At 75.1% G+C, this 14,422-nt stretch carries 11 protein-coding genes; 8 read left to right on the top strand and 3 right to left on the bottom strand.

Going from position 1 to position 14,422, the window contains the following annotated elements; genetic code table 11:
- Nucleotides 1–43 precede the first annotated feature (43 nt).
- The 6 genes from PH190_RS07785 (at nt 44) to PH190_RS07760 (ending at nt 7,975) form a co-directional block, all read left to right on the top strand.
- Nucleotides 44–1,201, top strand: coding sequence for a cobalamin-independent methionine synthase II family protein (locus tag PH190_RS07785; RefSeq protein ID WP_274230929.1), 1,158 nt, complete (start codon nt 44–46; stop codon nt 1,199–1,201).
- Between the two features lie 284 nt (nt 1,202–1,485).
- Nucleotides 1,486–4,650, top strand: a complete 3,165-nt coding sequence (locus tag PH190_RS07780) for a helix-turn-helix transcriptional regulator (protein WP_274230928.1) — start codon at nt 1,486–1,488, stop codon at nt 4,648–4,650.
- Nucleotides 4,643–5,392 (top strand): DUF5995 family protein, encoded by a 750-nt coding sequence (locus tag PH190_RS07775; protein ID WP_274230927.1) that lies wholly within the window; start codon nt 4,643–4,645, stop codon nt 5,390–5,392. The genes PH190_RS07780 and PH190_RS07775 overlap by 8 nt, the downstream gene beginning before the upstream one ends.
- Nucleotides 5,393–5,462: 70 nt before the next feature.
- A complete protein-coding gene (locus tag PH190_RS07770; RefSeq protein WP_274231141.1) occupies nt 5,463–6,332 on the top strand; it encodes an RluA family pseudouridine synthase in 870 nt (289 codons plus the stop codon).
- On the top strand, nt 6,329–6,847 hold the full coding sequence (locus PH190_RS07765; protein WP_274230926.1) for a 2'-5' RNA ligase family protein: 519 nt from the start codon (nt 6,329–6,331) through the stop codon (nt 6,845–6,847). The genes PH190_RS07770 and PH190_RS07765 overlap by 4 nt, the downstream gene beginning before the upstream one ends.
- 12 nt (nt 6,848–6,859) lie before the next feature.
- Entirely contained in the window at nt 6,860–7,975 is a 1,116-nt protein-coding gene (locus PH190_RS07760; protein WP_274230925.1) for an NAD(P)H-dependent flavin oxidoreductase, read from the top strand.
- On the opposite strand, the gene PH190_RS07755 is transcribed toward PH190_RS07760, so the two are convergent.
- On the bottom strand, nt 7,966–8,121 hold the full coding sequence (locus tag PH190_RS07755) for a hypothetical protein (RefSeq protein WP_274230924.1): 156 nt from the start codon (nt 8,119–8,121) through the stop codon (nt 7,966–7,968). The two genes, PH190_RS07760 and PH190_RS07755, sit on opposite strands and share 10 nt — an antisense overlap.
- 198 nt (nt 8,122–8,319) lie before the next feature.
- Between PH190_RS07755 and PH190_RS07750 the strand changes: the two genes are divergently transcribed.
- Nucleotides 8,320–8,808: an NUDIX hydrolase gene (locus tag PH190_RS07750; RefSeq protein ID WP_274230923.1), complete on the top strand. Its 489-nt coding sequence runs from the start codon at nt 8,320–8,322 to the stop codon at nt 8,806–8,808.
- Here the strand turns inward: PH190_RS07750 and PH190_RS07745 are convergent.
- Complete coding sequence (locus PH190_RS07745; protein WP_274230922.1) at nt 8,774–9,469, bottom strand: proprotein convertase P-domain-containing protein; 696 nt, start codon at nt 9,467–9,469, stop codon at nt 8,774–8,776. The two genes, PH190_RS07750 and PH190_RS07745, sit on opposite strands and share 35 nt — an antisense overlap.
- Before the next feature lie 219 nt (nt 9,470–9,688).
- Between PH190_RS07745 and icmF the strand changes: the two genes are divergently transcribed.
- Nucleotides 9,689–12,937 (top strand): fused isobutyryl-CoA mutase/GTPase IcmF, encoded by a 3,249-nt coding sequence (gene icmF / locus PH190_RS07740; RefSeq protein ID WP_274230921.1) that lies wholly within the window; start codon nt 9,689–9,691, stop codon nt 12,935–12,937.
- Between the two features lie 69 nt (nt 12,938–13,006).
- Here the strand turns inward: icmF and PH190_RS07735 are convergent, their stop codons facing one another.
- Nucleotides 13,007–14,371, bottom strand: a complete 1,365-nt coding sequence (locus PH190_RS07735) for a wax ester/triacylglycerol synthase domain-containing protein (RefSeq protein ID WP_274230920.1) — start codon at nt 14,369–14,371, stop codon at nt 13,007–13,009.
- Nucleotides 14,372–14,422: the final 51 nt, after the last annotated feature.

The raw sequence follows: 14,422 nt of genomic DNA, 5'->3' as shown, positions 1-14,422 counted from the left end.
GACGTGGTGCCCGCCTCCCCGCGGCCCTCTTAGCGTCGGTGCCATGCAGCGCAGCACCGACCGTGTCCTGACGACCCACGTCGGCAGCCTCGCCCGGCCCGAGGCCCTGCTCGACACGATGCGGGAGAAGGAGCACGGCCGCCCCTACGACGCCGATCTCTTCGCCCGGCAGGTCACCGACGCCGTCGCCGACGTCGTCGCCCGCCAGCGCGAGGTCGGCCTCGACGTCGTCACCGACGGCGAGATGGGCAAGGTCAGCTTCGCGACCTACATCCAGCGCCGGCTCGACGGGTTCGCGCCCGACTCCGGCGAGCGCCTCCTGCCGCCGTCCTGGCAGGTCGAGATCGACGCGTTCCCGGAGTACTACGCGGGCTACCTCGGCAAGTACGCGAAGACGGTCGCGCCCATGGTCGAGATCGCCTGCACGGGGCCGGTGCGCTACACCGGTCACGACGAGCTGCAGACCGACCTGGCCAACCTGCAGAAGGCGCTCGCGGGCGTCTCCGGGGTCGTCGAGGCGTTCCTGCCCTCGACGTCGCCCCGCGGCTTCGGGCGCAACGAGTACTACGCGACCGAGCGGGAGTACTACGAGGCCGTCGGCGAGGCGCTGCGCGAGGAGTACCTGGCGATCGTCGACGCGGGATTCCTGCTGCAGGTCGACGACCCGTGGCTGATCGAGATCCTCTCCGACCCGACCCTCGAGCCCGCCGAGCGCGACCGCACCGCCCGCGAGCACGCCGAGATCGTCAACCACAGCCTGCGCGGCATCCCGACCGAGAAGATCCGGCTGCACACCTGCTACGGGCTCAACCACGGCCCGCGAATCCACGACATCGGCATGGGCGAGGTCGCGCCGTACATGCTCGGCATCCGCGCCGGGGGCTACTCCTTCGAGGTCGCCAACCCGCGCCACATGCACGAGTGGAAGATCTGGCAGGACCTCCCGCTGCCCGACGGGTCGGTGCTCATCCCGGGGCTGCTCGGTCACGCGCAGAACTACGTGGAGCACCCGGAGCTGATCGCCGACATGATCGGCTGGTACGCCTCGGTGGTCGGGCGGGAGAACGTCATCGCCGGCGCGGACTGCGGGTTCTCGTCGCGCGCGAGCTACTCGCCGGAGGTGCACCCGACGGTGGTGTGGGAGAAGTTCCGGGCGCTGAGCCGGGGCGCCGCGATCGCCACCGAGCGTCTCTGGGGCTGAGCGGCCCGGGCACGCGGAAAGGGGAGGCGGGGCCCGGCCGGCGTCCCCCCGGGCGCCCGCTGCCCCGCCTCCCCCTCCCGTCGCGCGCCCGGCCGGGGTCCGGCGGGCGAGCGCGAGGACGTCCGAGCGACCCCTCCCGGTCCCCCGACGACCGTCGACCCGCCCTCGGGGAGAAGCCTCGCGGATCACCCGCGAGCGGGACATCAGAAGAAATGACTAGGTAGCGACGGTGCCCGCGTACGCCACTGGACGGCGTCGAATCGTCCGGCCTAGCGTCTTCCGTCGTGCCAGGTCAGGGGGGATCCGACGCCGGCGGGACCGCCGCCGCACCCTGGCGCGCCGCCGACGCCGCCGTGCTCGCCCGCTGCTGGGACCGGGCGCGCACCGAGGGCGCGCTCACCGTCGTGCTCACCGGCGACGCCGGCGCGGGCAAGACCCGGCTGGTCCGCGGGCTGGCCGACCGCGCCGAGGCCGACGGCGGGGTGGTCGTCGCGGGCGCCGCGGTGGACGTCGGCGAGCAGCTACCCCTGTGGCCGGTCGCCACCGGGCTGCGCCGCCTGCTGCGCGCCCCCGACGACGCGCCGCCGCCCGTGCTGGCCGCCCGCGCGGCCCTCACCCCGTGGCGCGACGAGCTGGCCCCGCTCCTGGAGCCCGGGCCGGGGACGACGCTGCCGTCGGGCGGGCACCTGCTCGAGCTCGTGCGCCGGGTGCTCGTCGCGATCGCCGCCGAGGTGCCGGTGCTCGTCGTCGTCGACGACCTGCACTGGGCCGACCGCACCACCCGCGAGCTCGTCGTCTCGCTCGTCGCGCACCTCGCCGACGAGCGCATCCTGCTCGTCGCCACGGCCCGCTCGGAGGCCCTCGACGCCGCCCACCCGCTGCGCCGCATGCTCCCCGAGCTCACGCGCGACCGGGCCGTCCGCGCGATCGCGCTCACGCCGCTGCCGCGGGCGGTCGTCACCGACATCGTGCGGGCCGACGGCGGGGACGCGGCGCTCTCCGAGCTCGTCTGGCGACGCTCGGGCGGCAACCCCTTCATCATCGCCGAGACCCTCGCCGCCGTGGCCGACGGCGCCGCCGACGGCCTGTCCCCCGGGCTGCGCGGGCTCGTCCTGGGCCGGCTCTCCGCGCTGCGCCCGCTCGCCCAGACCGTCGTCGCCGCCCTCGCGCTCGGCGAGGAGCCCGTCCCGCACCGGCTGCTCGCCGAGGTGGTCCGCACCGACGACGAGGACGACCTGCTCGCGGCGCTGCGCGAGGCCGCGGAGGCGGCGATGGTCGTGGTCGACCCCGAGGTGGACGGCTACGCGCTGCGCCACGGGCTGATGCGCGACGTCGTGGCCGGCGAGCTGATGCCCGGCGAGCGCCGCGGGCTGCACCGCCGCTACGCGCTCGCCTACGAGGCCGTCCTCGGCGACGGGCGCGAGCCCGACCCGGACCACGGCCCGGCGGTGACGCTGCGCCGCGCCCACCACTGGGCCCGCGCCGACGACCCCGAGCGGGCGCTGCCCGCCGTCGTGCACGCGGCCACGGTCGCCGAGCAGATGCACGAGTTCGGCACCGCGTACCGGCAGTGGATGGCCGCGCTGGCCCTCGTCGCCGCCCGCGCCGTCCCGCCCGCCGCGAGGGTCCTGCCGGGGCACCGACCACCGGCGCTGCCCCCGGCCGACGCCGACGCCGGCGACCTCCTGGCCCGCGCCGCCGACACCGCCCGGCTCGCCGGCGAGTACGACGTCGCGGTCGACCTGCTGCAACGCCTCGTGCCCGATCCCGCCGCGGCCGGGGCCGCCGAGCTGCCCGCGGTGGTGCGGCTCGGGCGCTCGCTGCTCGACGCCGGGCGCACCGGTGACGCCGTGGCCGTCCTGCACGACGCCGGACGGGCCGCGGGGCGCGTCGGTGACGACCCCGCCCTCGCCGCGGTGCACGCCGCGCACGCCGAGGCGCTCCTGATCACCGGGGACGTGCGCGGGGCCCGCCGCGAGGCCGAGCGCGCGCTCGCCGTGTCGCGCCGGGAGGGCGAGCTCGCCGAGCAGGCGCCGATGCTCGCCACGCTGGGCTTCGCGCTGGCCTACCTCGAGAACCCCGACGCCGGTCTGGCCGCCGTCGCCGACGGCCTGATGATCGCCGAGCGCTCGGGCGACGCGGCCGCGGTCGGGCGCGCCTACCAGTCCTGGGCGGACCTCCTCTCCGGCCCGCTGGGCGAGCTGCACGAGGGCGTCGAGATCGCCCGGCAGGGCGTGGCGCGCATGCGGGACCTCGGGCTCGCACGCTCCGCGGGCGTGCGGCTGCTCGCGACGGCGGCCAACGGCCTGTTCCGGCTCGGGCGCTGGTCGGAGGCCTCCGACGCCGTCGACGAGGCCTGGGCGCTCTCCCCCACGGGCGCCGACGCGCTCGAGGTGCGGCTCGCCCGGTGCCGGCTGCAGGTCGGGCGCGGCGAGTTCGTCGAGGCCGACGAGGACCTCCGCGCCGTCGACCTCCTCGCGCTCGACGGCACCGGCGAGGAGGCCGGGGACCTGCTCGGCCCGTCCGGCAGCGACGTCGACGTGCTCGACGCCCGCGCCGCCGCGCCGCCCCGGCGCCGCACGGTCGCCTCGCGCTACCGCGTGCCGCTGCTGACCCTGCGCGCCGGCGTCGAGATGTGGCGCGGGCGCCCCGACCTCGCGCGCGCCCTCGTCGCGCGCGGTCTCGACGTCGCCGAGCACACGCCCGACGACGTCTTCCTCGTCGCGCCGCTGGTCTGGCACGGGCTGCGCGCCGAGGCCGAGGCCGCCGCCCACGGCATGACCACCGACCGGGCGGCCCTCGACCGCCTCGCCCGCCACGTCGCCCACCTCGAGCGGCGCATCCCGCACACGGTGCCGGCGCTGCGCCGCGTCGTCCTGGCCTACGTGCGGATGTGCCACGCCGAGACCGGGCGCGCGGCCGGGGCGTCGGACCCGGTGGCGTGGGGGCAGGTCGCGGAGATGTGGAGCGCGCAGCTCAACCGCTACCCCGCCGCCTACGCCCTGCTGCGCCGCGCCGAGGCCCTGCTGGACACCGGCGAGCGGCGTGGGGAGGCGGCCCGTGCGCTGCGCGCGGCGGCGGCGACCGCGAGCGAGATGGGCGCCGGCCCGTTCCTCGACGAGATCGCCGGGCTCGCCCGCCGGGCCCGCCTCGACATCGCCCACGCCGGCGAGGCGGCGGTGACGACGGCGCCCGGCGCGGGCGACGGCGGCGTGGCCCCCGAGCTCGCCGCGCTGACCTCCCGCGAGCACGAGGTCCTCGCCGTCCTCGCCGACGGGCTGTCCAACCGCGAGATCGCCCACCGGCTCTACATCAGCGAGCGCACCGTCGCCGTCCACGTCTCCCGGGTGCTCGCCAAGACCGGCACCCGCTCCCGCACCCAGGCCGCGGCGCTGCTCCAGCGCGTCCGCGCCCGACCCACCGGATCGGAGAGAGGCCATCGTGGCTGATTCCCCCAAGGCCAACGCCAAGGCGCTGGCCAAGCTGTCCGAGCCGCGGCCCGACGACGTCCCGAAGGTGATCAGGGCGCTCGAGCGGATCGCCGACCGGGCGGCCAAGCTGCCCCCGCAGGGTGCCGAGGACGGCGTCGCGTCCTTCAGCCGGCTCTACCACCAGATCACGGTCGACGTGCTGGACGGCTACCGGCAGGGCGGGCTCTTCACGTGCCCGGGCGACTTCATCATCGAGCTCGACATCGCGTTCGCCCGCCGCTACCTCGACGCGATCGTCGCCCACGCCGACGGCTCCGGGGCGCCGCGGTGCTGGCAGGTGCTGTTCGACCGGCGCCAGGAGGACACGGCCCCGTGGCGGTTCGCGGCGGCCGGGGTGAACGCGCACGTCAACTTCGACCTCGCGTTCGCCCTGCTCGACGTCTGGGAGCGCCACCGCGTGCCGCTCGGCACCGTCGAGCAGCAGTACGCGGACTACCTCGCGATCAACACGATCTTCGAGCGCAACATGGACGAGCTCTGCAACCGCTTCGACGCGCCGTGGTCGGACGTGGGCGGCGACGGGTCGTTCTTCGACCGCGCGGGCAACGTCCTCGGCGACATCCTCGTCACCGGCACCCGGGACCTCGCCTGGGACTTCGCCGACCGCATGTGGCGCCACCGCGGCAGCTCGAGCTACCGCACGGTGCCCGAGGCCACGCTCGACCTGCTGACCACGGGCCTCGCGACGGCGCTGATCTAACCTCGACGCCGTGCCCCGCCGCCGTCCCCCGCTCCCACCGCGGGACGGGCTGGACCCGGCGCGGGTGCGGATGCCCGACGACGGGCCGTGGGCGACGCTGCGCGACCACCTCGTCGACCGGCTGCCGGTCCCGTCCGCGCGGGTCGACGCGATGCTCGCCGAGGGCCGGATCGTCGGCGACGACGGGCCGCTCGGCCCGGACGCGCCGTTCGTGCCGCGGTCGGTGGTGTGGTTCCACCGCGACCTGCCCGACGAGGCGCCGGTGCCGTTCGACGTCGAGGTCGTGCACCGCGACGAGGAGATCGTCGTCGTCGACAAGCCCCACTTCCTCGCGACGATCCCGCGCGGGCGCCACGTCCGCGAGACCGCGCTGGTCCGGCTGCGCCACGCGCTGGACCTGCCGTTCCTGAGCCCCGCCCACCGGCTCGACCGGGTCACCGCGGGGCTGGTGCTGTTCGTCGCCGAGCCCGCGCGGCGCGGCACCTACCAGAACCTCTTCCGCGACCGGCGCGTCGCGAAGGTCTACGAGGCCGTCGCGCCGCACGACCCGGCGCTGGACCTCCCGAGGGTGGTGCAGAGCCGCATCGTCAAGGAGCGCGGGGTGGTCACCGCGCAGGAGGTCCCCGGCGAGCCGAACGCGGAGACGCTGGTCGAGCTGATCGAGCACCGCGACGAGCTCGCCCGCTACCGGCTCACCCCCCACACCGGCCGCACCCACCAGCTGCGGGTGCACATGGCCTCGCTCGGGGTACCGCTGCTCGGCGACCCGTTCTACCCGGAGGTGCGCGACGTGCCGCTCGACGACTTCCGCGCGCCGCTGCAGCTGCTCGCGCGCGAGCTCGCCTTCCCCGACCCGCGGACGGGTACCGAGCGCCGCTTCACGAGCAGGCGGACGCTGCAGGCCTGGGACGACCCCGACGGCTGGCGGGCGGGCCCGTGACCGACACCGATCCCCTGATCGTCACCGCCCTGTTCGACGCCGCGAGCCAGGACGAGCTCGACGCCCGGCGCCGGCGCTGGTTCCCGGCGGGGCGGCGGGTCGTCGGCGCGCACCTGACGCTGTTCCACGCGCTGCCCGGGGCGCGGGTGGGCGAGGTCGCGGCGGCGCTCGACGAGGTCACCGACCGGCCGCCGATCGCCGCGACCATCGAGGCGCCGATCTCGCTGGGCCGCGGCGTCGCCCACCCCGTCGACGCGCCGGGGCTCGCCGACGTGCACACGGCGATCGCGCGGCGCTTCGCCGGCGACCTGACCCGCCAGGACCAGCAGCGCCTCCGCGCGCACGTCACCGTGCAGAACAAGGTCGACCCGCCGACCGCGCGCGCGACCCTCGCCGAGCTCACGGCCACCCACCGGCCGTGGTCGGCGACGATCACCGGGCTGGGGCTGTGGCGCTACCGCGGCGGGCCCTGGGACGCGGCCGGGGAGTACCTGTTCCGGGATGCCGCGCCGTAGCACCATGCGGGCGTGCCGACGCTCCCCCCGCTCGACGTGCCGCTGATCGCCGCGCCCATGGCCGGCGGTCCGTCCACCCCCGCCCTGGTCGCCGCCGTCGCCGAGGCGGGGGCGATGGGCTTCCTCGCCGGCGGCTACCTCACCGCGGAGGCGTTCGACGAGCAGCTCACCGACCTGCGGTCCCGCAGCGACCGGCCCTTCGGGGCGAACCTCTTCCTGCCCGCGCCGCCCGACCCGGACCCCGGCCACGCCACCGCCCGGGCCGCTGCGGTCCGGGACTACGGCGCGCGGCTCCAGCAGGACGCGGCGCGCCACGGCGTCGAGCTCGGGGAGCCGCGGATCGACGACGACGCCGTCGACGCCAAGATCGCCGTGCTGGCGCGGCACCGGCCCGCGGTCGTGTCGGTGACGTTCGCGCTGCCCTCGTCCGAGCGGTACGCCGCACTGCGCGACACCGGGGCCTGCCTCGTCGCCACCGTGACGTCGGTGGCCGAGGCCCGCGCCGCGGAGGTCCAGGGCGTCGACGCGCTGTGGGTGCAGGGCCGCGAGGCGGGCGGGCACCGCGGGGTGCACGTCGACCCGGGCGGCGACCCGGAGGCGGGCGCCGAGCCGCTCGAGCGCCTGCTGCCCGCGATCCGGACCGCGACCGACCTCCCGATCGTCGCCGCGGGCGGGCTCCACGACGGGCGGGGGATCGCGCGGATGCTCGCGCTGGGGGCGACCGCGGTCGGGCTGGGCACCGCGTTCCTCGGTGCGCCGGAGGCCGGCACGTCGGCGACCCACCGGGCGGCGCTGCGCGCCGGCGGCCGCGACACGGTGGTGACGCGGGCGTTCACGGGGCGGCCCGCGCGGGCGCTGGTCAACCGCTTCACCCGCGAGCACTCGACCGCGGCGCCGGCCGCCTATCCCGAGCTGCACCACCTCACCCGCCCCCTGCGCGCCGCGGCGTCGCGCGCGGGCGACGCCGAGGCGGTGCACCTCTGGGCGGGCACGGGGTACCACGCGGTCACCGAGGAGCCGGCGGGCGAGGTCGTCGCGCGCCTGGACCGCGAGAGGCGGGCCGCGGACGGGAACGGCCCGTCCCCCACGGGGGACGGGCCGCGCACGTCACTCGGGGATCAGAAGTAGGTCTTGCGACCGCCCACGCCACGGCCGACGGCGCCCAGGATCGTCAGCACGAGGCCGACGACAGCGAGGATGGCGCCGATCGTGTAGAGGATCGAGATGCCCGTGAGGGCCCCGATGATGATGAGGATGACGCCCAGGATGATCACTGCTACTACTCCTCGGTCACGAGTTGATCACTTGCTCGGGACTGCCAATTACCCCGCCGCATGACCGAAGACACGCCGCAACCGGACCATTCCTGGGTCGTCCATTCGCGGCACACCGCGTATGCCGGCCGGACACTCCGCGTCGAGGTCGAGGACGTCACTGCGCCGGCCGGGGACCGCTTCGACCACGAACGGGCGGTGCTCCCCCGGGTGGCCGTCGCCCTCGTCCTCGACGCCGACGACCGGGTGCTCGTCCTGCGCACCCACCGCCACGTCGTGGACCAGGAGGGGTGGGAGCTCCCGGGCGGGATCGTCGAGCCCGGCGAGGATCCCCAGGAGGCCGCGGCCCGCGAGGCCGCCGAGGAGACCGGCCGCCGTCCGGCCGGCCCCGGGCGCACGCTCGTGGCCTTCGAGCCGCTGCCCGGCATGGTCGTCTCGCCCATGTCGGTGCACGTGTGGACCGACAGCGAGCCCGGCGACCGCCCCCTCGACCCCTACGAACCCGGCCGCGCCCGCTGGATGCCGTTCGCCGAGGCGCTGCGGCTGGCCCTCGCGGGCGAGCTGCTCGGCGCCGGGTCCCTCGTCGGCGTGCTCGCGCTGCAGTCCGAGCGCACCCGTGGGGGCCCGCCCCACGAGCGCACGGATGCGGGGCCTAGTCCGTCTGGACCGTCAGGCCCCAGCCGGTGAGCGAGCCCTGATCGATGCCGACGGCGTCGACGACCTGCAGGCGCCACTCCCCGCCGGCCTCCTGCCCGACGACCGGGGCGAGCGGGCTGCCCGGCGTGGCGCTGTCGAGGTTGATGTCGAGGTCCGGGGTCGAGCGGCTGCAGGTCGGCGGGTCGGCGAGGGTCACCGGGGTGCCCTGCGGCGACACCAGCACGACGGTGAGGTCGCAGGTGTAGGGGTGGGTGATCGACGCCTCGACGTGCATCGACTGCACCTTGCCCGAGCCGTCGAGCACCAGCGGTGCGGCGAGGCCGTTCGGGTCGGCGTCGGGGATCGCCGCGCTGGTCGTCGACACCGCGATGAGCGTGCCGCCGCCGGAGAACAGCAGGAACGCGCCGACGACGCCCGCCACGAGCACGAGCGCGACGCCGCCGACGAGCCAGCCGATCCAGCCACGTCGGGGCGCCGGCGGCGGCGGGCCGTACCCGGGCATCGCACCCGTCGGGGGCATGCCGTACCCGGGGCCGCCACCGAACGCCGGGGGCCCGTATCCGCCCTGCCCCGCCGGTGGATACCCGCCGTACCCGTACGGGGCGTGGCCCGGCTGCCCGACGACGCTGGTCGGGGCGGACGGGACGCCCTGACCGGCGGGCGGACCGGAGGGCGTGGTCGGGGTGGTCACAACAGGTCTCCCGGGGGGAAGGAGCGAGTGGGGCGGGAACGGCGGGTTCCTTGTCGTTCTCGACGCACAGTAACCATTACGGGCGCCGACGCGCCCTAGTAGCCACTCGTTCGGCCCAACGCCGACTTCGCTGCGTGAGTGATGCGCGTCGCCCACCGGAAAACGCTTTGACGTCCTACTATTCTCCGGCGAGGCGCCCCCCAGGACTGCGAGGGAAGCATGACGGACGAGCTGTACGTCCCGACCCACCCGATCCGCTTCGTCACCGCGGCGAGCCTGTTCGACGGGCACGACGCCGCGATCAACATCATGCGGCGGATCCTCCAGCGCCAGGGCGCGGAGGTCGTCCACCTCGGCCACAACCGGTCGGTCGACGAGGTGGTCACCGCCGCGATCCAGGAGGACGCCCACGGCGTCGCCATCAGCTCCTACCAGGGCGGGCACCTGGAGTACTTCTCGTACCTGGTCGACCTGCTGCGCGAGCGCGGCGCCGGGCACGTGAAGGTCTACGGCGGTGGCGGCGGCGTCATCGTGCAGGAGGAGATCGACCAGCTGCACGCCCACGGCGTGGAGCACATCTTCTCCCCCACCGACGGCCAGCGCCTGGGCCTGCCGGGCATGATCAACACGATGATCAGGGCCTGCGACGTCGACCTCGGCGCGCAGCCCCCGTCGAGCTGGGACGGCGTGTTCACCGGCGAGCCGGCGACCCTGGCCCGCGCCCTGTCGGTCGCCGAGGCGGGCGCCCTGCCCGACGACGTCCGCGAGCGCGCGACGTCGACGATCGAGGGCCGGCAGGTGCCGGTCCTCGGGATCACCGGCACCGGCGGCTCGGGCAAGTCGTCGCTGACCGACGAGCTCGTGCGCCGCTTCCGCCTCGACCAGGAGGACAAGCTGCGCATCGCGGTCCTCGCGGTCGACCCGACCCGGCGCAAGGGCGGCGGCGCGCTGCTCGGCGACCGCATCCGCATGAACTCCCTCGGCGGCGCACAGGTCTACTTCCGGTCGATGGCGTCGCGCGGCCATAAGGGGTCCAACTCGGGGGGCACGCTGCCCGAGCACCTCGACGACGCGATCCTGCTGCTGCGCGCCTCGGGCGTCGACCTCGTCATCGTCGAGACGCCGGGCATCGGACAGGGCGACGCCGGGATCGTCGACCTCGTCGACGCCTCGCTCTACGTCATGACGCCGGAGTTCGGCGCCGCGTCGCAGCTCGAGAAGATCGACATGCTGGACTTCGCGGACGCCGTCGCGATCAACAAGTTCGAGCGCCGCGGGGCCGACGACGCCCGCCGCGACGTCGCGCGCCAGCTCGTCCGCAACCGCGACGCGTTCTCGTCATCGTGGGAGGACATGCCGGTCTACGGCACGAGCGCCGCGACGTTCCACGACGACGGCGTGACCGCGCTCTACGGCCACCTGCGCACGCTGCTCGGCGAGCACGGCCTCACGGTCGGCGAGGGCCGGCTGACGATCCCGGACACGAAGACCTCCACCGAGTTCGCCGCCTCGATCCCGCCCGAGCGCGCCCGCTACCTCGCCGACGTCGCGGCCACGGTGCGCGGCTACCACGAGGCGACCGACGCGATGGTCACCGCGGCCCGGCGGCGCGCGGCCCTGCGCACCGCCGTCGAGGCCCTCGGCGACCGCGACGCCGGCGAGCTGCCCGCCGTGCTCGCCGAGGCCGAGCGCGACCTGCCCGGCGAGGCCGCCGCCCTCATCGACTCCTGGCCGGAGACGGTCGAGGCGTACGCCGGCGACGAGATGGTCGTCCACGTGCGCGACAAGGAGCTGCGCACCCAGCTCACGCGCGAGACGCTCTCGGGCAACAAGGTCAACCGCGTCGCGCTGCCGCCGTTCACCGCCGACGAGGAGGTCCTGCGCTTCCTGCGCCGCGAGAACCTCCCCGGGCACTTCCCGTTCACCGCCGGGGTGTTCGCGTTCAAGCGCGAGGGCGAGGACCCGGCGCGCATGTTCGCGGGCGAGGGCGACGCGTTCCGCACCAACCGCCGCTTCCACTACCTCTCGCAGGACTCGCCGGCCAAGCGCCTGTCGACCGCGTTCGACTCGGTGACCCTCTACGGCCACGACCCGGCGACCCCGCCCGACGTCTACGGCAAGGTCGGCACGTCCGGGGTCTCGATCGCCTCCCTCGACGACATGGAGGTCCTCTACTCCGGCTTCGACCTGACGTCGCCGACGACGTCGGTGTCGATGACGATCAACGGCCCGGCACCGGCGATCCTCGCGTTCTTCCTCAACACCGCGGTCGACCAGCAGGTGGACGCGTTCCGCGCCGAGCACGACCGCGAGCCGTCCTCCGACGAGCGCGCCGAGCTCGCGGAGCACGCGTACCGCAACGTCCGGGGCACGGTGCAGGCCGACATCCTCAAGGAGGACCAGGGCCAGAACACCTGCATCTTCTCCACCGAGTTCTCGCTGCGGATGATGGCCGACATCCAGGAGTGGTTCATCGAGCACGGCGTGCGCAACTTCTACTCGGTGTCGATCTCCGGCTACCACATCGCGGAGGCCGGGGCGAACCCCATCAGCCAGCTCGCCTTCACGCTGGCGAACGGCTTCACCTACGTCGAGTCGTACCTCGCCCGCGGGATGGACATCGACGCCTTCGCGCCCAACCTGTCGTTCTTCTTCTCCAACGGCATGGACGCCGAGTACTCCGTCATCGGGCGGGTCGCGCGCCGCATCTGGGCCGTGGCGATGCGCGAGCGCTACGGCGCGAACGAGCGCAGCCAGAAGCTGAAGTACCACGTGCAGACCTCGGGGCGGTCGCTGCACGCGCAGGAGATGAACTTCAACGACATCCGCACGACGCTCCAGGCGCTGTGCGCGCTCTACGACAACGCGAACTCCCTGCACACCAACGCCTACGACGAGGCCGTCACCACCCCGTCGCAGGAGTCGGTGCGCCGCGCGCTGGCGATCCAGCTGATCATCAACCGCGAGTGGGGCCTGTCGATGAACGAGAACCCGCTGCAGGGGTCCTTCGTCATCGACGAGCTGACCGACCTCGTCGAGGAGGCCGTGCTCGCGGAGTTCGACCGCCTCGCGGAGCGCGGCGGCGTGCTCGGCGCCATGGAGACCGGCTACCAGCGCGGCAAGATCCAGGACGAGTCGCTGCTCTACGAGTCGCGCAAGCACGACGGCACGCTGCCGATCGTCGGCGTCAACACCTTCCTGCCCCCCGAGGACGCCGAGCAGGAGGCGCCCGAGCTCGACCTCTCGCGCGGCACCGAGGAGGAGAAGCAGGGCCAGCTCCAGCGGGTCGCCGACTTCCAGGCCCGCCACGCCGACACCGCGCCCGAGGCCCTGCGCCGGCTCCAGGACGTCGCCACCTCGGGCGGCAACGTCTTCGCCGAGCTCATGTCCGCGGCCCGCGTCTGCACCCTGGGCCAGCTCACCGAGGCGTTCTTCGAGGTCGGCGGGCAGTACCGGCGCTCGATGTAGCCGCGATCCCGACGGTTACTGGCCCGTATCGCTCGCCCAGCGAGCGATACGAGCCAGTCACCGGGCACGTCAGGCGAGCATGTCGGCGAGCTGCTCGTCCAGGGCCGCGAGGAAGCGGTCGACGCCGTCGGCGCCGCCCAGCACGCCGGTGTCGGCGGCGACACCGAGGCGCACGCGGCCGGCGTAGCTCAGGATGCTCACGCCGAGGGCCAGGCGCCCGGAGCACGGCACCCAGAACAGCAGGTCGCGGATCGGCGTGCCGGCGAGGGTCAGCTCCCGCACCGGCCCGGGCACGTTCGTGATGATCAGCGAGGCGGCCTCGGCGTAGCGCGCGACGAGCGCCTGGGTCCACGCGGCGCGGCCGTGACCGGCGGCGGCGATCCCGATGAAGGTCGCCAGCGCCTGGTTGGTGCGCTTGATCTGCGACATCACGTGGTGCACGCGCTCCACGCGCCTGCCGGGATCCGGCTCGTCGGTGGGGATCGTCGGGAGCACGAGCCCGAACTCGTTACCCAGCCAGTGCGACACCGGGCGGTCGAGGCGGCGCAGGTTCGTCGGCATGACCGCCCGCAGGCGCGGCGTGTCCTCCCCCAGGTAGGTCCGCAGCGCGCCCGCGATCGCCGCGCACAGCACGTCGTTGACGCTCGCGCCGTGCTCCTTGCCCGCCTGCTTGACCGCGGCGAGGTCCACCGCGCGGGTCCGGCGCGCCGACTTCTCCGTCCCCAGCTCGCCCTGCAGCGCGGTCGCGGCGTCGGCGGGCGGGCGGACGATGAGCGCCGTCGAGCGCCCGATCGCCGTGCTCGTCGCCGCGAGCTCCTGCGCCCCGCCGGGCCGCGACGACCCCGCCACCGTGCGCGTCAGCCGGCGCAGGCGCTGCGGGATCTCGCGGCGCACGAGGCGGACGTCGCGCGCTCCGCGCCGGCGCTTGGGCGGCGCGGCGTAGGCGACCGGGGTGCCCTCGTCGGTGCCGGGCGGGTCGTCGGCCAGGGCGTGGAAGAGGTGGTTGAGCGCCACGCCGTCGGCGAGCCCGTGGTGGATGCTGACGATCACCGCGGTCCCCGAGCCCTGCCAGCCCGTGAGCACGTGCATCGCCCACCAGGGGCGGTCGTCGGGCAGCGGACGAGACATCAGGTGCCCGACGTGCCGGGCCAGCGCGGCGTCGTCGCCCGGCGCCTCGAGCGCGACGGTGTCGATGTGCGCGGCGAGGTCGGGCTCGTGGTCGACCCACCGCACCGGCCCGAGCCCGCCGGCCGACCACGTCGGGCGCTGGCGCAGCCCCGGGTAGGCGGGCAGCCACCGCTCCGCGACCCGCTCGCGCACCGCCGCGACGTCCACCGGCCCGTCGCAGAACAGCACGCCGTGCACGACCATGCGGTTGGCCGGCTGCTCGAGCTGCAGCCAGGCGGTGTCGATGCCCGACGCCCAACGGTCCACGGCGGTGTTCCTCCGGTCACGCAGAAGATGGCGGTACCGACGGTATCGGAC

The sequence above is a fragment of the Actinomycetospora straminea genome (genome assembly GCF_028737255.1).
Classification (GTDB): Bacteria; Actinomycetota; Actinomycetes; order Mycobacteriales; family Pseudonocardiaceae; genus Actinomycetospora; species Actinomycetospora straminea.
The sequence above is the reverse complement of the archived record's forward strand: the minus strand, read 5'-3'. Positions and strand labels throughout refer to the sequence as shown.